The 17,635-nt window shown below is 71.0% G+C and carries 16 protein-coding genes; 8 read left to right on the forward strand and 8 right to left on the reverse strand.

Annotated features, from left to right (window positions below; genetic code table 11):
- Positions 1 to 46: 46 nt before the first annotated feature.
- The 3 genes from ACFXGX_RS34925 to ACFXGX_RS34935 form a co-directional block, all read right to left on the reverse strand.
- Positions 47 to 1,486, reverse strand: coding sequence for a gamma-aminobutyraldehyde dehydrogenase (locus ACFXGX_RS34925; protein WP_384799657.1), 1,440 nt, complete (start codon positions 1,484 to 1,486; stop codon positions 47 to 49).
- Between the two features lie 17 nt (positions 1,487 to 1,503).
- The gene (locus ACFXGX_RS34930) at positions 1,504 to 1,905 is read right to left on the reverse strand and encodes a nuclear transport factor 2 family protein (RefSeq protein ID WP_384799660.1); all 402 of its coding nucleotides are present in this window, start codon (positions 1,903 to 1,905) and stop codon (positions 1,504 to 1,506) included.
- A gap of 72 nt (positions 1,906 to 1,977) precedes the next feature.
- Positions 1,978 to 3,513 carry a purine-cytosine permease family protein gene (locus ACFXGX_RS34935; RefSeq protein ID WP_384799663.1) on the reverse strand — a complete coding sequence of 512 codons (1,536 nt, stop codon included), beginning with the start codon at positions 3,511 to 3,513 and terminating at the stop codon, positions 1,978 to 1,980.
- A 100-nt stretch (positions 3,514 to 3,613) separates the two neighbouring features.
- Here ACFXGX_RS34935 and ACFXGX_RS34940 point away from each other — a divergent pair, with 100 nt between their 5' ends.
- On the forward strand, positions 3,614 to 5,071 hold the full coding sequence (locus tag ACFXGX_RS34940) for a PucR family transcriptional regulator (protein WP_384799705.1): 1,458 nt from the start codon (positions 3,614 to 3,616) through the stop codon (positions 5,069 to 5,071).
- A 73-nt stretch (positions 5,072 to 5,144) separates the two neighbouring features.
- Here the strand turns inward: ACFXGX_RS34940 and ACFXGX_RS34945 are convergent, their stop codons facing one another.
- Positions 5,145 to 5,777, reverse strand: coding sequence for a TetR/AcrR family transcriptional regulator (locus ACFXGX_RS34945; protein ID WP_384799666.1), 633 nt, complete (start codon positions 5,775 to 5,777; stop codon positions 5,145 to 5,147).
- A gap of 106 nt (positions 5,778 to 5,883) precedes the next feature.
- Between ACFXGX_RS34945 and ACFXGX_RS34950 the strand changes: the two genes are divergently transcribed.
- Positions 5,884 to 6,765, forward strand: a complete 882-nt coding sequence (locus ACFXGX_RS34950; RefSeq protein ID WP_384799669.1) for an ABC transporter ATP-binding protein — start codon at positions 5,884 to 5,886, stop codon at positions 6,763 to 6,765.
- Positions 6,755 to 7,513, forward strand: coding sequence for an ABC transporter permease (locus ACFXGX_RS34955; protein WP_384799672.1), 759 nt, complete (start codon positions 6,755 to 6,757; stop codon positions 7,511 to 7,513). The genes ACFXGX_RS34950 and ACFXGX_RS34955 overlap by 11 nt, the downstream gene beginning before the upstream one ends.
- 13 nt (positions 7,514 to 7,526) lie before the next feature.
- Here the strand turns inward: ACFXGX_RS34955 and ACFXGX_RS34960 are convergent, their stop codons facing one another.
- Positions 7,527 to 8,126 carry a TetR/AcrR family transcriptional regulator gene (locus ACFXGX_RS34960; RefSeq protein WP_384799675.1) on the reverse strand — a complete coding sequence of 200 codons (600 nt, stop codon included), beginning with the start codon at positions 8,124 to 8,126 and terminating at the stop codon, positions 7,527 to 7,529.
- 220 nt (positions 8,127 to 8,346) lie between these two features.
- On the opposite strand from ACFXGX_RS34960, the gene ACFXGX_RS34965 reads away from it, so the two are divergent.
- Positions 8,347 to 9,366 (forward strand): aldo/keto reductase, encoded by a 1,020-nt coding sequence (locus tag ACFXGX_RS34965; RefSeq protein ID WP_384799678.1) that lies wholly within the window; start codon positions 8,347 to 8,349, stop codon positions 9,364 to 9,366.
- 105 nt (positions 9,367 to 9,471) lie between these two features.
- On the opposite strand, the gene ACFXGX_RS34970 is transcribed toward ACFXGX_RS34965, so the two are convergent.
- Entirely contained in the window at positions 9,472 to 11,829 is a 2,358-nt protein-coding gene (locus ACFXGX_RS34970) for a discoidin domain-containing protein (RefSeq protein WP_384799681.1), read from the reverse strand.
- Positions 11,830 to 12,071: 242 nt separating this feature from the next.
- On the opposite strand from ACFXGX_RS34970, the gene ACFXGX_RS34975 reads away from it, so the two are divergent.
- The 3 genes from ACFXGX_RS34975 (at position 12,072) to ACFXGX_RS34985 (ending at position 14,651) form a co-directional block, all read left to right on the forward strand.
- Positions 12,072 to 12,779 carry a VanZ family protein gene (locus ACFXGX_RS34975; RefSeq protein ID WP_384799684.1) on the forward strand — a complete coding sequence of 236 codons (708 nt, stop codon included), beginning with the start codon at positions 12,072 to 12,074 and terminating at the stop codon, positions 12,777 to 12,779.
- Positions 12,780 to 12,847: 68 nt separating this feature from the next.
- The gene (locus ACFXGX_RS34980) at positions 12,848 to 13,555 is read left to right on the forward strand and encodes a response regulator transcription factor (RefSeq protein ID WP_384799687.1); all 708 of its coding nucleotides are present in this window, start codon (positions 12,848 to 12,850) and stop codon (positions 13,553 to 13,555) included.
- Complete coding sequence (locus ACFXGX_RS34985; RefSeq protein WP_384799690.1) at positions 13,548 to 14,651, forward strand: sensor histidine kinase; 1,104 nt, start codon at positions 13,548 to 13,550, stop codon at positions 14,649 to 14,651. Before ACFXGX_RS34980 ends, ACFXGX_RS34985 begins: the two co-directional genes overlap by 8 nt.
- Positions 14,652 to 14,733: 82 nt before the next feature.
- Here the strand turns inward: ACFXGX_RS34985 and ACFXGX_RS34990 are convergent, their stop codons facing one another.
- Entirely contained in the window at positions 14,734 to 15,324 is a 591-nt protein-coding gene (locus tag ACFXGX_RS34990) for a TetR/AcrR family transcriptional regulator (protein WP_384799693.1), read from the reverse strand.
- 161 nt (positions 15,325 to 15,485) lie between these two features.
- Here ACFXGX_RS34990 and ACFXGX_RS34995 point away from each other — a divergent pair, with 161 nt between their 5' ends.
- Positions 15,486 to 15,938 carry an iron chaperone gene (locus tag ACFXGX_RS34995; RefSeq protein WP_384799696.1) on the forward strand — a complete coding sequence of 151 codons (453 nt, stop codon included), beginning with the start codon at positions 15,486 to 15,488 and terminating at the stop codon, positions 15,936 to 15,938.
- Between the two features lie 141 nt (positions 15,939 to 16,079).
- Here the strand turns inward: ACFXGX_RS34995 and ACFXGX_RS35000 are convergent, their stop codons facing one another.
- A complete protein-coding gene (locus ACFXGX_RS35000; protein WP_384799699.1) occupies positions 16,080 to 17,417 on the reverse strand; it encodes a DEAD/DEAH box helicase in 1,338 nt (445 codons plus the stop codon).
- Positions 17,418 to 17,635: the final 218 nt, after the last annotated feature.

A 17,635-nucleotide genomic window follows, 5' to 3' on the forward strand; every position in this document is an offset into this window, starting at 1 on the left:
GCCCGGCACCATGCCGGGCTCACCCCTCCGTCATGGGAACGACCGATCAGAGCGACGTCATGACGTGCTTGATCCGGGTGTAGTCCTCGAAGCCGTACGCGGACAGGTCCTTGCCGTAGCCGGACTGCTTGAACCCGCCGTGCGGCATCTCGGCGACGAGCGCCATGTGGCTGTTGATCCACACGCAGCCGAAGTCGAGCCTCTTCGACATCCGCATCGCCCGCGCGTGGTCCTTGGTCCACACCGAGGAGGCCAGGGCGTAGTCGACGCCGTTGGCGTACGCGACGGCCTGGTCCTCGTCCGTGAACGACTGGACGGTCATGACCGGGCCGAAGACCTCGTTCTGGATGATCTCGTCGTCCTGCCGCAGACCGGAGACCACGGTCGGGGCGTAGAAGTAGCCCTTGTCCCCGACCCGCCGGCCGCCCGCCTCGACGCGCGCGTGCTCGGGCAGACGCTCGATGAAACCGCTGACCTGGGCAAGCTGGTTGGCGTTGTTGAGCGGCCCGAACAGCACGTCCTCGTCGTCCGGCCGGCCGGTCTTCGTCTCGGCCGCGGCCTTGGCGAGCGCGGCGACGAAGTCGTCGTGGACCGACTCGTGGACCAGGACGCGCGTCGCGGCCGTGCAGTCCTGACCGGCGTTGAAGAAACCGCCGACCACCAGGTCCTCGACCGCCTTCGTCAGGTCGGCGTCCTCGAACACCACGGCCGGAGCCTTGCCGCCCAGTTCCAGGTGGACCCGCTTGACGTCCTTGGCCGCGCTCTGGGCGACCTGGATGCCGGCGCGCACCGAGCCGGTGATGGAGGCCATCGCCGGGGTCGGGTGCTCCACCATCAGCCGGCCGGTCTCGCGGTCTCCGCAGACCACGTTGAAGATCCCCTTGGGCAGACCGAGCTCCTCCAGGACACCGCCGATGATCTCCGCGATCAGCACCGTGGAGGCGGGGGTGGTGTCCGAGGGCTTGAGGACCACCGCGTTGCCCGCCGCGAGCGCCGGGGCGAACTTCCACACCGCCATCAGCAGCGGGTAGTTCCACGGCGCCACCTGGGCGCACACGCCGACCGGCTCACGGCGGATGATCGAGGTCATGCCCTCCATGTACTCGCCGGCCGAGCGGCCCTCCAGCATCCGGGCAGCGCCCGCGAAGAAGCGGACCTGGTCGATCGCGGGGGCGAGTTCCTCGCTGAGGGTGAGGTGCAGCGGCTTGCCGGTATCGCGGCTCTCCGCGGCGACCAGTTCCCCGGCCCGTGCCTCCATCGCGTCGGCGATCTTCAGCAGCGTGCGCTGACGTACGGACGGAGTCGTGTCGCGCCATACGGGGAACGCGGCTGCCGCGGCCGCCATCGCCGCGTCGACGTCGGCCGCTCCCGAGAGCGGGGAGGTCGCGTAGACGTCACCCGTGGTGGGGTCCACCACGTCGAGCGTCCGGCCGTCGACGGCATCCGCGAACGCGCCGTCGATGTAGTTGCGGAACGTGCTGTTCATGGAAACGTCTCTCCTGGTCAGGCGGCGGTACGGGGCGACAGGTGCTCGTGGACGGCGAGCCAGGCGCCGTCCTCGGAGCGGGCGAAGACGATGGTCTCCCGCTCGTGGACCGTCTCCTCGCCGGCGTTGGTGGCGACCTGGGTCTCCACGTCGTGGCTGAAGACGGCGGTGTCGCCGAAGGGCTGGATCAGTGGTGCGGACGAGGTGCAGCCGAGGATGCGGAAACCGTCCTGTTCCACCCACTGGCGCCACAGGGCGCGGTACTCGGCCGTGGAGTCCAGACGCTGCGGAGTGGTGTGGAAGACGAACGTCGCCTCCGGCGCGAAGGCCCCGAAGTAGTCGTCGAGGCGACCCTCGGCGAAGGCGGCGACGAGCGCGTCCGCGGCGGCCCGGATCTCCTGCACGGTGGTGCTGCTCATGCGCGGCTCCTGGTCAGGGGCGCCCGGCGGTCAGGGCCGGGCGCCCAGTCTGTGGCGGGTGGCGGTGGTGGGTCAGACGGCCGCGGCGGCCTCGGCCGGCTTCTCCTCGGTACCACCGGTGATCGGCGCGACATCGGCGTCGGACGCCCCGACGAAACGGGGGCCGGCGGGCCCGTACACGGCGCGCGGCTCGGGGAACAGGGCGAGCGCGGCGAGGTAGAGCACGACCGCGAGGGCCAGGCCGACCGGCAGCGAGATGTCCGCGCCGTTCGCCAGGTTGCCCAGCGGACCGACGAACTGGCCCGGCAGATTGGTGAAGAGGAGGGCCACGACGGCGCTGACGAGCCAGGTGCCCATGCCGCGCCAGTTCCAGCCGTGCGCGAACCAGTAGCGGCCACCGCGCTGACGCCGGTTGAAGACCTGCAGTGCCTCGGCGTCGTACCAGCCGCGCCGGGTGACGTAGCCGAGCGCCATGACGACCATCCACGGGGCGGTGCAGGTGATGATCAGCGTGGCGAAGGTGGAGATGGACTGCGTGAGGTTGAGCGCGAAGCGGCCGAGGAAGATGAAGCCGATGGACAGGACACCGATGAAGAAGGTGGCCTGGACGCGGTTGAAGCGCGGGAAGACGCTGGCGAAGTCCAGGCCGGTTCCGTAGAGGGACGTCGTGCCGGTGGACAGACCGCCGATCAGGGCGATCAGGCAGAGCGGCAGGAAGTACCAGCCGGGGGAGATGGCCAGCAGTCCGCCGACGTAGTTCGGGGCGGCCGGGTCGACGTACTTCGCGGCCTTCGTCGCGATGATCGACGCGGTGGCCAGGCCGAAGACGAACGGCAGCAGGGTGGCGATCTGGGCGAGGAACGCGGCGCCCATCACCCGGCGGCGCGGGGTGTTCGCCGGGATGTAGCGGGACCAGTCGCCGAGGAACGCGCCGAAGGAGACCGGGTTGGAGAGCACGATCAGCGCGGCGCCGATGAACGACGGCCAGAACAGCGGGTCGGCGGTCGAGGCGAAGGCACCCGCGTAGCCGGGGTCGAAGTCACCGGCGAAGGCGAAGGCGCCGAGCACGAAGAGGGCCGAGGCCGCCAGCACCGCGATCTTGTTGACCAGCAGCATGAAGCGGAAGCCGTAGATGCAGACGACGAGCACGAGTCCGCCGAAGATCGCGTACGCGATGCCGTACGTGACGTCCGTCTCGGGGACGTGGACCAGCCGGTGCGCGCCGCCGACGAGGGCGTCTCCCGAGGACCACACCGAGATCGAGAAGAACGCGATGGCGGTGAGCAGGGAGAGGAAGGAACCGACGACCCGGCCGTGCACGCCCAGGTGCGCGGAGGAGGAGACGGCGTTGTTCGTGCCGTTGGCGGGGCCGAAGAGCGCCATCGGGGCCAGCAGCAGCGCACCCGCGACCAGGCCGAGGACGGTCGCCGCGAGCCCCTGCCAGAAGGAGAGCCCGAAGAGGATCGGGAAGGCGCCCAGCACGCAGGTCGCGAAGGTGTTGGCGCCGCCGAAGGCGAGCCGGAACAAGTCGATCGGCCGGGCCGTGCGGTCCTCGTCCGGGATTCGCTCGACGCCATATGTCTCGATTTCGGTGACCGAGGTCGTCACGGGCCCTCCAATGTCCGTTAGTGCACCGTTCAAACGGTGGCCTCCACAGTGTGAGGCCCCCGGTGACCTGCGACAATGGTGTCCATCACAGATGCGTACGATGTCTTTTGTGGCCAGCGACAAACTCACGATCCAGGACCTGCTCTCCTCCCCGGCCCTCCAGCTCTCGCTGAAGGCGGGCGGCGGTCTGGACCGGGCCGTCTCCTGGGCGCACGCCAGCGAGCTCGTCGATCCGACGCCGTGGCTCCTGGGCGCCGAGCTGATCATGACCGCGGGCCTCGCGATCCCCCGTACCGCGGCGGAACAGCGCGCCTATCTGGAGCGGCTGGACGACGCCGGGGCGTCCGGTCTCGCGCTCTCGGCGCAGCTTCACATGCCCCCGCTGCACGACGCGTTCTTCCGGGCCGCGGAGGAGCGGGGCTTCCCGGTCCTCGAAGTGCCGCTCGCCGTTCCCTTCATCGCCGTCGCCCAGGAGGTCGCGGCCTCGGCCCAGGAGGAGGCGCGGCACAGGCTGGGCGCGCAGCTCCAGGTCTTCGGCGCGCTGCGCTGGCTGGTCACGGAGCATCTCGACACCCCGACACTCCTGCGCCGGCTCGAAGGCCTGTCGGGCTACGACGTCTTCCTGTGCACACCGCAGGGCCGCCCGCTCCTGCCCGGGGTCCCGGTGCCGGACCCGGCCGTCCTGCCCACGTCCGTCGACGCCCCGCCGACGATCCCCGGCGGGTTCGTCCTCCCGGTGCCGGCACCCGGCGGCCCCGCCGGCTTCCTCGTCGCGTACGAGCGCACGGGCGCCCGGCCCGCGGGACTCGCCGTCGTCCAGCACATCGCCACCGTCGCGGCACTGCGCCTGGCGATGGTGCGCAACGAACGCGAGACGCTGCGCCGCGAGGGAGCGGAGACGTTCGCCGAACTGCTGCAGGAGGTGCTCGACCCGGAGGCGGCGCGCCGCCGGCTCGCCCGGCACGCGATCGAGGGGGACGCCGTGCTCCTCATCGTGCGCCGCACCACCGACGAGGCGTTGCTGCGCTGTCTGGAGGACCGGCCCCACCTTCTGCTGACCCGGGGCGAGGACCGCTACGTCCTCGGGGCGCCGGAACTGGCGCCGGCCGTCGGTGAGCTGCCCGGCGTGGCGGCCGGGGCCAGCCGCCCCTTCCTGCCGGGGGGCGCGCTGAAGGTCGCCCAGCGCGAGGCGCTGTGGGCGGTGTCCCAGGCCGTCGAGTCCGGCCGTGCCGTCGTCCACTACGGCGACGACGGGGCGGGCCGGTGGCTGCCGGACGATCCCGCCGTCCTGACGGCGCTGGTGGAGCATGTGCTCGGCGGCGTGCTCCGGTACGACGAGAGCCATGACTCGCGGTTGCTGGTCTCCGCCCGCACCTGGATGGAGCGCGACCGCCGCACCGAGACGGCGGCCGCCGCGCTGCACATCCACCCCAACACCCTGGCCTACCGGCTGCGGCGCTTCGGCGCGCTCACCGAACGCGATCTGACGTCGACGGCGGCTCTGGCCGAGGTCTGGCTGGCGATCCAGGCGGCGGGAGCGCTGGGTCTCACCGACTGAGCGGGCCCAGGAGCGCGTACCGGTCCGTCTCTCGTGTCCGGGGCGCTGATGTCCCGTGTGTCGGGGGTACGGATCATTCCTCGCGCCGCGCGACCGCCTCGACCAGCCGTGTGATGTCGGCGAGATCGGCCTCGAACTCGGCGGTGAGGTCGAGGGGGAGGCCCAGCCACGGCCCGAGCGCGCTGTGGCCGGGGAGTTCACCGGCGTCGAGATGACCCCGACTGCCGCGCGGGTCGTCGGCGCCGGGCGTGAAGCGGCCCGAGGCCTCGGAAGCGGCGAAGCCGATGACGAACGTGCTGATCAGGCGTTCCAGCCGGGGCACCTGAGGTTCGGGGACCCCGGCCTCGATGAGCGCGGTGTAGATGATGTCGACCGCCCGCAGGCCGTCCGGGGTGACAGCCGGCCGCGAGAAGAGCAGGTGCGCGGCCCAGGGGTGCTCCTGGGTCACCTTCCGGGCCGCGTGCGCGAGGGCGCGGAGCCGTGTGTCCCAGGTGACGTGCTCGGCCGGATCCGCCGGCAGCAACGCGGTGAGCAGCCGTCCGACCATGCCGTCCAGCAGCGCCGACTTGTCCTTGACGTGCCGGTACAGCGCCATCGGCGTCACCCCGACGCGATCGGCCAGGGCACGCATCGAGACGGCGTCGACCCCGTGCTCGTCGGCGATGGCCACGGCGGCGTCCAGGATCTCTTCCCGTCTCCCACTCATGAGTCTACAGTGTAGACGTATACGGTGTAGACGTGTACGGCGTATACAAGTGCGACGTAGGCAAATGCGGCGCATACATGTGCGGCGCAGACCTCATGAAGGACGGATGATGCTGATCGCGGAGGGATTGGTGAAGCGCTACGGCGCTCGCCGCGCGCTCGACGGGTTCGACCTGACGGTCCCGGCCGGGGAGATCGTGGGCCTGATCGGTCACAACGGCGCGGGCAAGACGACGTTCGTCGAGATCGTCGCCGGTCTCGTACGTCCCGACGCGGGCCGCGTCACCATCGGGGCGCTCGACGCGCTGCGGGACGGCCGGGCCGCGCGGCGCCTCCTCGGCGTGGCCCCGCAGGAACTCGCCCTGTACGGCGGCGCCACCGCGCGGGAGAACGTGCGGCTGTTCGCGGGGCTGGCGGGATTCCGCGGCCGGCGCGGGGACGCCGAGATCGCCCGGGTCCTGGACGAGCTGTGCCTGGCGGCCGTGGCCGACCGCCCCGTGGTCGCCCTCTCCGGAGGCCAGCGCCGCCGGGTCCAGTCGGCCACCGCCATGGTCGGCTCACCGCCCGTCCTCCTGCTGGACGAACCGACCGCCGGAGCCGATCCGGAAACCCGCGCGGCTCTGCTGAGCGCGGTCAGGGCCAGGGCCGAAGCGGGCGCGGCCGTCGTCTACACGACCCATTACCTGCCGGAGCTCGTCGACCTCGACGCCACGCTGGCCCTGGCGCGGGCCGGACGGATCATCGCGCGTGGCACCCAGGAAGAGCTCACCCGCCACCTGCCCGGCGAGCTGAGGGTCACCTTCGCCGACCCCGGCGAACCCGAGCTGCGCCGGCCGACCACGGACCCCGGTGCCGATCTGGCGGCCCTGCTCGCGTCCGGTCGTACACCCGTGTCCGTCGACGTCCGCCGCCCCGGACTGGACGATCTCTACCGGTCCATGGAAGCCGCGCGGACCGTGACACGGACGGAGGTCCGCGATGCCGCGTGAATCAGTCGCCCGCCTCGCGGTGCTGGTCCGCCACAACGTGCTGCTGATGGCGCGCGAACCCGGTCCCGTCCTGAGCCGGATGATCCTCCCGCTCGTCTTCGTCACCTTGCTGCGTCCGCTCTATCTGACCGGGCAGGGCCGTACGGCCGGAACGGAACAGGCGGTCGTCGGCACGCTGGTCACCTTCTCGCTGCTCGCGCTCAGCATCTGCGGCGGCGCGATCCTCACCGAACGGCTCGGCCGCACCTGGGACCGCCTGCGCGGAACCGCCCTGCGCCCCGCCGAGCTGCTCGTCGGCAAGGCCGTCCCGGGCTTCGTGGTCCTGCTCGCCCAGCAGTTCCTCATCGTCGGCTTCGCCGTGTGCTTCTTCGGTCTGCGTGTCCCGCACCCGTTCCTGCTGCTGGGCGTCCTGCTCAGTTGGAGCTGCACGCTCCTCGGACTCGGCACCCTCCTCGGGGTGCTGGTCCGCAGCGTGGGCGCGCTCTCGGCCGCTTTCGACATCGGCGGCATGCTGCTGAGCAGCCTCGGCGGGGCGCTCGTCCCGCTCGCCGCCCTGCCTGCCTGGGTCTCGGACGTGGCCCCCGCCTCACCCGGCTACTGGGCCGCTCGCGGCCTGCGTGCCGCACTGTCCGGCGACACGTACGCCGTGGCCGAGTCCTGCGGCACGCTCCTGGCCGTGGCACTGGTCTGCGGCGCCGGGGCATCGGTCCGACTGGTGGGCCGCAGCGGCCGGTTGGTGGCCCTCTAGACCCTTCGCGCGGTCACGGTCCTTCGGTTCGGCGGAGGCCCGCGACGAGGGTCTCGACCAGTCGTCGCGCGTCATAGCGGGGGTCGTTGTGGGCGCCGATGCAGAGGTTGCCGATGCCGCGCATCAGTTGATAGGCCGTCAGGCCGGGGCGGATCTCGCCGGATTCGGCGGCGGCGTCGAGAAGTTGGGTGCACACGGGGAGCAGCCGGTCGACGAAGTACCTGTGCAGTGCGTCGAACGCCGTGTTGTCGGGCTGAAGGACGGCGGCGAGCCCGTGCTTGGTGACGAGGAAGTCGACGAACAGGTCGATCCACCGCGACAGCGCGGTGTAGGGGGACGCGCAGTCCTTCAGCAGGGCCGGACCCGCCTCGGCGCAGGCCTCCACCTGGTGCCGGTAGACGGCGACGATGAGATCGGCCCGCGTCGGGAAGTGGCGGTAGATCGTGGCCGTACCGACGCCGGCCCTGGCCGCGATGTCGCGCACGGGTGCCTCCACACCCGACGTGGCGAAGATCGAGGCGGCGGCGTCCAGCAGCGTCTCCTGGTTGCGCCGGGCGTCGGCCCGTCTGGGCCGGGCCGCCGTCTGTCCCGTGGTGTCGTCGCTCTCGTTCATCGCGCCCTTCCCTGTGCGGCCGGTCAGCGTACGGCCGGTCAGCGTACGGCCGGTCGGTCAAACAGAAAACGGAACGGTGTTCCGTATCGCCTTGCTAAGTGGGACAGCGTTCCGTATCGTCAAACGGGACGGCGTTCCGTTTGTCCATGATGGCAGATCGGGGACCCGGCGACCAGCCGCGCCGTCACCATGCTTCACCCGTATCGAAGGAGGCAGGGGCATGCAGTACCGCACCTTGGGACGCACCGGTGTGCAGGTCGGCTCGCTCGCGCTCGGCGCGATGAACTTCGGAAGGATCGGGCGCACGAGCCAGGACGAGGCGACCGCCATTGTCGACGCCGCCCTGGAGGGCGGGATCAACCTCATCGACACCGCCGACATGTACGGCGACGGGGAGTCGGAGGAGATGGTCGGCAAGGCCATCGCCGGCCGCCGCGACGACATCGTGCTGGCCACGAAGGCGGGCATGCCCATGGGGGAGGAGCGCAACCACCGGGGCGCCTCGCGCCGTTGGCTGATCACCGAGCTGGACGCCAGTCTGCGCAGACTCGGTGTCGACCACGTCGATCTCTACCAGATCCACCGATGGGACCCGGCCACCGGCGACGAGGAGACGCTGTCCGCCCTGAACGACCTGCAACGCGCGGGCAAGATCCGCTACTTCGGTTCCTCGACCTTCCCCGCGCACCGCATCGTGCAGGCCCAATGGGCCGCCCGCGAGCATCATGTGAGGCCCTACGTCACCGAACAGCCCAGCTACTCCATCCTGCAGCGCGGGATCGAGGCCCATGTCCTGCCCGTGGCCGAGGAGTACGGGCTCGGCGTCCTGGCCTGGAGCCCGCTGGCCTCGGGCTGGCTGTCCGGCGCGGTCAGGAGGGGCCGGGAGATCACCACCAGCCGTTCGGCCATCCTGCCGCAGCGCTTCGACCTCTCCATCCCCTCCAACCAGGCCCGGCTCGACGCCGTGGAGCGTCTGGCGGTCATCGCCGAGGAGGCCGGGCTGACGCTGATCCAGCTCGCCCTCGGCTTCGTCACGGCGCATCCCGCCGTGACGAGCGCGCTCATCGGCCCCCGGACACCGGACCATCTGCGCACCCAGCTCGCCGCCGCGGACACCGTGCTCTCCGCGGACGTGCTCGACGCGATCGACGCCGTCGTGCCCCCGGGGACCGACCTGGCTCCGCACGAGAAGTTCGACACCCCGCCCGCCCTGCTCGACCCGGCGCTGCGCCGCCGCTGACGGCCCGGTGGAACGGGCCTGACGACCCCGCCCGGGTCAGAGTTCCGGAGCGGGGCCGCCAGGAGTCCGTGCGCGGAAAGGGGCGTGCCGGCCGGTGTGCCTCGATCAGCCGGTGTACGCCTCGATCTCGGACAACTGCCCTGCGGGCCAGCCGGTGTTGCCCGTGACGAGCACGCGCAGATAGCGGGTGGGAGTGCCGGACAGCGTGAGGGTCGTGGTGTTTCCGCTCGACGGGTCGAAGGTGTATCCCGCCGACGGCTTCAGGGTGGTGAACGTGGCGCCGTCGGTGCTGCCCTGGATGCTCAGCGTCTGGGTGCGCGTGGCCCACGCGGTCGCCGGCGGCAGCTTGAGGACGACGCGCTTGACGGCCTTGGCGGCGCCCAGGTCGACGGTGACGGACTGCGGGAAGGTGTTGTTGGCGCTCTCCCAGTAGCTGTTCGCGTTGCCGTCCACGGCGTTGGCGGCGGGGTAGACGTCCGTGTGGCTCGACTCGCTGACCGGCCGGTTCTTCGCGAGGTTCACGGTGGGGTCGGTGGGCGGGTCGGTCGGAGGATCGGTCGGCGGGTCGGTCGGTGGCGGGGTGCCGCCGCCGGGTACTCCGCCGTTGGTCCACTTCGGGTCCGGCCAGGTGCCCGTGCAGGCCGGCGGATCGGCGTACCAGCCGCTGTTGCCCGTACCCCGGGTGATCTGGAAGCCGGAGCCGACGCAGTTGTGGATCGGGTTGGACTGGGCGATGTTCGTGGCCGTGACATTGCTGAAGGAGGCCGTGCCCGGCGCCTGGATCTGGAGGGCGTAGGTCCCGGCTCCGTCGATCCGCACATGGTCGAAGTGCAGCCCGTTGGTCGCTCCCTCGATGTTCATGATCGCGGCGTATGAGCTGTCGAGGATCTCGCTGTCGGTGATGTCGACGGTCGCGTTCAGGGATTCGTTGAGTCCGCTGAACCAGACCGCGCCGACCCCGAACTGCCAGTTGTAGTCGTTGTTCCCGGCCCGTATGAGCGTGTTGCGCGCGGCCGTGATGGTGCCGGAAACGGCCGTGCCCTGGCCGGAGTTGACCCCGGGATAGCGGTTCGCGACGTGCAGGCCACCGCCGTTGGTGACGGTGTCCGCCATGACGTTGTCGGAGAGGGTGATGTCCTTGCCGCCGTACGTGACGATGTTGTTCGCGAGGATCGGCAGGACCACCGTGTCGAAGGTGAACTTGTTCCTGACGTTCGGGACGCTCTCCGCCCACATCGCGAGGCCGTCGTCACCGGTGTTCCGTACGAAGGTGTTGGTGACGGTGGAGTTGGTGACACCCATGTGGAAGTTCACGCCGTCCGCGGTCTGATCCAGGATGCGGCTGTTCTTGATGGTGAAGTTGTTCATCGGCCCGTCCATCCAGGCCCCGCATTTGGTGTGCTGCATCCATACGTTGTCGACGGTGGAGTCGGACAGCGCGCCGCCGATGGCGTTGACCTGGTCGTTGTCCACGCGCTCGCGGATGTCGCCGATGATGGCGAAGTCCTTGAGGGTGACGTTCTTGCTGCCGCCCTGACCGGCGTACTTGCCGTAGACGCCGACGGCTTTCGACCGGTCCGCCGGGTCGCGGCCGGTGAGGACGCTGTACCAGGGGCCCGCCCCGGCGAGCGTCACCTGGTCGACGACGATGTGATCGCGGACCTGGAAGGTGCCCTGCGGGATGTACACGGTTCTGCCCTGCGCCTTGCCCGCGTCGACCGCGGCCTGGATCTTGGCGGTGGAGTCCGCGGTGCCGGTCGGGTCCGCGCCGAAGTCGCCGACCACGTCGAGGGCTCCGGACGGCTTCCCGATCGGCGCGCCCACCTGCTCGAAGTCGGCGAGGTCGATGGTGAACGAGGGTGACTCGCCCGTGGAGGAGACCTGGAGCCGCACCTTGCTGCCGGCCGGCAGCGTGGAGCCGAACGTGGTGCGGGTCTCGTCGTAGAAGTGATGCGGGTTGGTGTCGCCGGGGTTGTTGTTGAAGGGGTAACCCCCGTAGTACCAGCCGTACTTGGAGGTCACGGGGACGCTCTTCAGCCGGTTGCCGTCGACCTTGAGGTCGAGGCTCGCGTCGCGGCCTGTGCCGGCGGCGTTGTCGGGCAGCGAGTAGCGGAACGACATGGCGTCGGCCGGCGCGGTCAGCGTGAACTCGACGTACTCGCCCGTCGCGTCCAGCGTGACGGCCTGGCGGCCGGACGCCTCGGAGGGGAGATGGCCGTAGAGCCGGTCCGGGCCGATGAGGGTGCCGTTGGTGGCGGCGTACTCGGCCTCCTGTTCCTTGAAGGGGACGGCCGCGCCCCGGCCGGAGATCCCGACGGGGGAAGGGGCGGGCACCCCCGCGGCGGCCGCGTGGGGGGCCAGTGCCACCGCGACGACGGTGCCGGCCGCGGCGAGTGCCAGCGACACGGACACCGCCGTGCCGCGGCGCGGGAATCTGCCTTGGGGAGAGGGAGTCACAGGCATGCGTCCTTAGGGCTCGTGGGGTGAGCGGACGCAAGAAGGCTAGGAGTGAAGGCAAGAGAAGTCTATGAAGCTGCGCAAGATTGATACAGTCTCTCGCAATTATTCGACGACCTGCCTTCGGGGTGGCCGATGCCGTCGGGCCCGGCCCACCGCGTTCGTCGCGGATGCCAGGGCTCCGTATATCGCGGGCCTATCGAGAACGCGATACGCCACCGCAACCGGCCGTCTCCTTCACTGGGGATATGACCCACGACGCATCCTCAGCAGCGCCCCGCCGTACGCGCCGGATCATGCTTCTCGGCCTGGCGGCCCTCGGTCTGGCGGGCGGCCTGTTCGTCCTGCGGCGGCCGCTCATGATGTCCGCTCCGAGATGCGCGGCCGGCCACTGGCACGGCTGCTACGACACGTTCAACGGCGTGGTGCTCATGACGCTGGTCGCGCTGCCACTGGCCGTGCTGGTGGCGTGGGCCCTCGCGTCCTGGAGGCATCGGACCGGCCTCGGTTCGGCAGGAGCGTGGCGCACGTCGCTGGCCGAGGTGGGCATGATCCACGGCACGGTGCCGTTCCTGTGGCTGACCATGATGCCGGGCCTCGCGCCCGGCGTCGCTCCCCGCCGGGTGAGCCTGGTGCCGCTGCGGGACCTGGTCACCATGGGGGCGGGCGGCATCATCGGCAACCTGCTGGTCTTCGCGGCGCTGGGGTTCTTCGCCCCGATGCGGTTCGCGGCGCTCGCGTCCGTGCCGCGGATCCTGGCGCTCGGCGTGGGCTGCTCGGTCCTGGTCGAGATCGCGCAGTACGTCCTGTGGCTGGACCGGGTGTCCTCCGTGGACGACGTACTGGTCAACGCCACCGGCGCCCTGCTGGCCGGGCCGGCTTCGCGCCGCTGGTGGCGCACGACCGAGCGGACGCCGTCGGACCGGCCTCGCCCCGCCCCGGCGCCGGCGGGCTGAACCGTCGTCCGGTGCGTACACGTCGTCGGGATACGCGGGCGATACGGCCTGCTGCTTAGGCTTCGGACATGCGTGTACTGATCGTGGAGGACGAGCCCTACCTGGCCGAGGCCGTCCGCGACGGTCTGCGGCTGGAGGCGATCGCCGCCGACATCGCCGCCGACGGCGACTGCGCCCTGGAACTGCTCGGCGTGAACTCCTACGACCTCGCGGTCCTCGACCGCGACATCCCCGGCCCCTCAGGCGACGAGGTCGCCCGGCACATCGTCGCCTCCGGCAGCGGCATCCCGATCCTCATGCTCACCGCCGCCGACCGGATCGAGGACAAGGCGTCCGGGTTCGGGCTCGGCGCCGACGACTACCTCACCAAACCGTTCGAGCTGCGGGAGCTCGTCATGCGGCTGAGGGCGCTCGACCGCAGGCGCGCCTACGCCCGGCCACCGGTCCGCGAGATCGCGGGCCTGCGGCTGGACCCGTTCCGCCGGGAGGTCTTCCGCGACGGACGCCATGTCGCGCTCACCCGGAAGCAGTTCGCCGTGCTGGACGTCCTCGTCGCCGCCGAGGGCGGTGTCGTCAGCTCCGAAGAGCTGCTGGAGCGGGCCTGGGACGAGAACGCCAACCCGTTCACCACCGCCGTCCGCATCACCGTCTCCGCGCTGCGCAAGCGGCTCGGCGAACCATGGATCATCGCCACGGTGCCCGGTGTCGGCTACCGGATCGACACCGGCGCGGACACCGGCGGGGACGGCACCCACCCCGGTGACACTCATGGATAGACGCCCGGGGCGCAGCGCCCGGCTGAAACTCACGCTCAGCTATGCCGGATTCCTCTTCGTCGCCGGCACGCTCCTGCTGGTGGTGATGTGGGTGTTCGTGCTGCGCTGGCTGCCGACGGCCGACCCCCGGCTCATCCAGAAGACGTACGGCGCCGTGATCATCGTCGGGCCCAGCCGCGCCGACCTCCTGCGCGGCTTCGCCCCCGCCGCGGCCGTCTCCCTGGGCTTCCTGCTGGTGTTCGGCCTCCTCGGGGGGTGGATTCTCGCGGGCCGGATGCTCTCCCCCCTCACACGGATCACGGACGCGGTACGGACGGCCGGGAGCGGGTCGCTGTCGCACCGGATCCGTATGAAGGGCCGCCAGGACGAATTCCGCGAACTCTCCGACGCGTTCGACTCGATGCTCGAACAACTCGAGTCCAAGGTCGCCGAGCAGCAGCGGTTCGCCGCGAACGCGTCCCACGAGCTGCGCACGCCGCTGGCGATCTCACGGACACTCCTGGACGTCGCCCGCAAGGACCCCACGCGGGACCGGGACGAACTCATCGAACGCCTGGACGCCGTCAACACGCGGGCGATCGACCTCACCGAGGCACTCCTGCTCCTCGGCCGCAGCGACCGCGGAGACCTCCCCCGCGAGAACGTCGACCTCTCCCTCGTCGCCGAGGAAGCCGCCGAAACGCTGCTTCCCTTCGCCGAACAGCGCCGGATCACGCTCGACGTCACCGGAGGGGCGGCCCGTACCCGCGGCTCCGCGGAACTCCTGCTGCGGATGGCGACGAACCTCGTCCAGAACGCCGTCGTCCACAATCTCCCCGACGGCGGCACCGTGACGGTCCACGCCGGCACGGAAGGGGACGCGAGCGTGCTGCGGGTCGAGAACACGGGCCGCAGGCTGGCGCCGGAACGGGTGGCGACCCTCACCGAACCGTTCCAGCGCGGAACGGAACGCGTACGCGCCGACGAGCACGCCGGCGTCGGTCTCGGCCTGGCCATCGTGGCCGGCATCGTCCGCGCCCACGACGGAACCCTCGAACTCGTTCCCCGCCCCGACGGCGGCCTCATCGTCACGGTCCGGCTGCCGGGCGCGGCATGAGCGGCGTCCAGCAGCCGGGCAGGTGGGCAGCCGGGCAGCCGGGCAGCCGGTCCGAGCGGGCTCACCGCGGGGCGGCGGCCCTTCAGCCGGTGGTTCCGTAGGCGGCCATGAACATGTCCACGAGTCCGTCGACCGCGTCGGCGTCGATGGGGCGGGTCGACAGCAGGCTGCGGTAGTACAGCGCACCGCACAGCACCTCGGCCGCGAACTCCAGGTTCGCTTCGGCCTTCAGTTCGCCGGTGCGCTGGGCGCGGGTGACCCGGTCGAGGGTGCTCCGCTCGACGGTCACCAGGAAGCGTTCGTGCAGTGTCGCCCGGAGCGCGGAGTCGCCTTGCGCCTCGGCGATGACCGCGCGGTAGACCGGGCCGATCGGCGGGCTGGAGAGGGCCGCGCCGGAACGGAGGAACTGTTCGCGCAGATCCTCGCGGAGGTTCCCCGTGTCGCGGTAGTCCAGATCGCTGGTCCACACGCGGCTGAGCGCGTCGAGCAGCAGTGCCGCCTTGGAGGGCCAGCGCCGGTAGATCGTGTGTTTGCCGACTCCGGCCCGGCGTCCGACTGCCTCGATGCTCAGACCCGCGTACCCGACCTCCGCGGCCAGATCGAGTGTCGCCTGGAGCAGTTCCTCGGTGCGCGCGGCACCTCGACGTCGCGGCGCGGCGGGCGGTTCCGTCATGAGTTCATCCTATCGGCACGTGCCGTGCCGTTGACAACGTGGGGGCCACGCGGAATATTCGGATCTCATCGGCACGGTGCGTGCCGATGAGGGCGGGTGGCGGGTCGCCGCCGGCGTGCGCAAGATTGCGGACAACGGATCCTCAAAGGGGGAGTTCTGTCATGAGCAGCACGGAAAGTGGTCGGCACGAGGGGTTCACGGCCGAAGAGCGGGCCGCGATGAAGGACCACGCCAAGGAACTGAAGAAGGAAGCCCGCCGCGGTTCACGCGCGGACAAGGCGGCCGAGGCGGAGCGGGACGTACTCGCGAAGATCGCCGAGATGGGGGACTCCGACCGGATCATGGCCGAGCGCGTCCACGCCGTCATCACCGCCGGCGCCCCGGTTCTCGCACCGAAGCTCTGGTACGGCATGCCCGCCTACGCGCTGGACGGCAAGGTCGTCTGCTTCTTCCAGAGCGCGGAGAAGTTCAAGGCGCGCTACGCGACGCTCGGTTTCAGCGACCAGGCGAAGCTGGACGACGGCACGATGTGGGCCACCGCGTTCGCCCTGACCGAGCTGACCGCCGAGGTCGAGGCGAGGATCGGTGCGCTCGTGAAGCAGGCGGTGAGCTGAGGCACTTCACGAAGGCACCCGGCTCGCCTCGCAGCGGGCCCTGCCCGCCGGGGAGTTCGGGTCGGGAGCCGACATGCGCCGACCCGTCTCCGTACGAGGGGGACCGCCCCTGAGGTCACCCGGAGGGAAGGGGGAACCGCCTCAGCGGCTCTTGCGTACCCGGGCGGCCGCGCGGGCTTCCGCGGCCTTGCGGGCGTCCGCGGTCTTGCGTGACTCCTTGGCGGGCCGCCCGGGACGCGTTCCGATGCCCCGGAAGGGCGCGTTGCCCGTCGGCTTCGGTTCGGTCGGCGGGCGCCTGGCCCCGGTGATGGCGGTGAGCGCCGCCTCGCCCGAGCGCACCTGCGTGACCGTCGGCCGGATACCGGCCTCGGTCATCAGACGGTTCACGTCGCGCCGCTGGTTGGGGGTGACCAGGGTGACCACCTTCCCGGACTCCCCGGCGCGCGCGGTGCGCCCGCCGCGGTGCAGGTAGTCCTTGGCGTCGGCGGGCGGGTCGACGTTGACGACGAGGTCGAGCGCGTCGATGTGAATGCCACGGGCGGCGACGTTCGTGGCCACCAGCACGTTGATCTCACCGTTCTTGAACTGGGCGAGCGTGTGCGTGCGCTGCGGCTGCGACTTCCCGCTGTGCAGGGCGGAGGCGCGGATGCCGCCGGCCCGCAGATGACGGGTGAACTGGTCCACGCCCGCCTTGGTGTCCAGGAACATCAGCACCCGGCCGTCCCGCGCGGCGATCTCGGTCGCCGTCGCGTACTTGTCGGCGCCGTGGATGTTCAGCACGTGGTGTTCCATCGTGGTGACCGATCCGGCCACCCGGTCGACGGAGGCGAGGACCGGGTCGTGCAGGTAGTTCTCCACGAGCTGGTCGACGTTGTGGTCGAGCGTGGCCGAGAACAGCAGCCGCTGACCGTCGGCGTGCACCTGGTCCATGAGGTCCGAGACCTGCGGCAGGAAGCCCAGGTCGCACATCTGGTCGGCCTCGTCCAGCACCGTGATCCGCACCTGGTTCAGGAAACAGTCCCGGCGTGACACCAGGTCGGTCAGCCGCCCCGGCGTCGCGATGAGCACCTCGACACCGGTCCGCAGCAGCGCCTGCTGCCGGTTGATCGACAGACCGCCGACCACCGTCCCGAGCCGTACGTTCAGGGTCTGCGCGTACGGCTCCAGCGCGTCGCTCACCTGCTGCGCGAGCTCCCGCGTCGGCACCAGGACCAGCGCCAGCGGCCGCTTCGCCTCCGCCCGGCTGCCCGCGGTCCGGGCGAGCAGAGCCAGACCGAAGGCCAGCGTCTTGCCCGAGCCGGTCCGCGCCCGGCCGAGGACGTCGTGTCCGGCCAGCGCGTTCGGCAGGGTCGCGGCCTGGATCGGGAAGGGTTCCGTCACCCCGAGCCCGGTCATCCTGGCCACCAGTTCCGCCGGCAGACCGAGGGCGTCGAAGGACGCGGCGGGAGGCAGGTCCGCCGAACGGGACGATGGTGCCATGACGTCGCTCCGCGGCGCCGGCCGGTCGGCGCCGGCGTCGGAGAGTCCAGGGGCCGGCGGCTTCGCGTTCATGGGGAACCTTCCTCAGTCTGACGCCCGGAACGCCCCGGGGCCCGTACCCTCGGCCCGGGGCCCCGCCCAGTGGAATCGAGGGCGCCCATTTTCCAGCGGGGGGGCGCGCTCTCGCGCGCGCGCGGGGGGGGAGGGGCGCGCGGGCG

The organism is Streptomyces sp. NPDC059371 (assembly GCF_042751995.1).
Classification (GTDB): Bacteria; Actinomycetota; Actinomycetes; order Streptomycetales; family Streptomycetaceae; genus Streptomyces.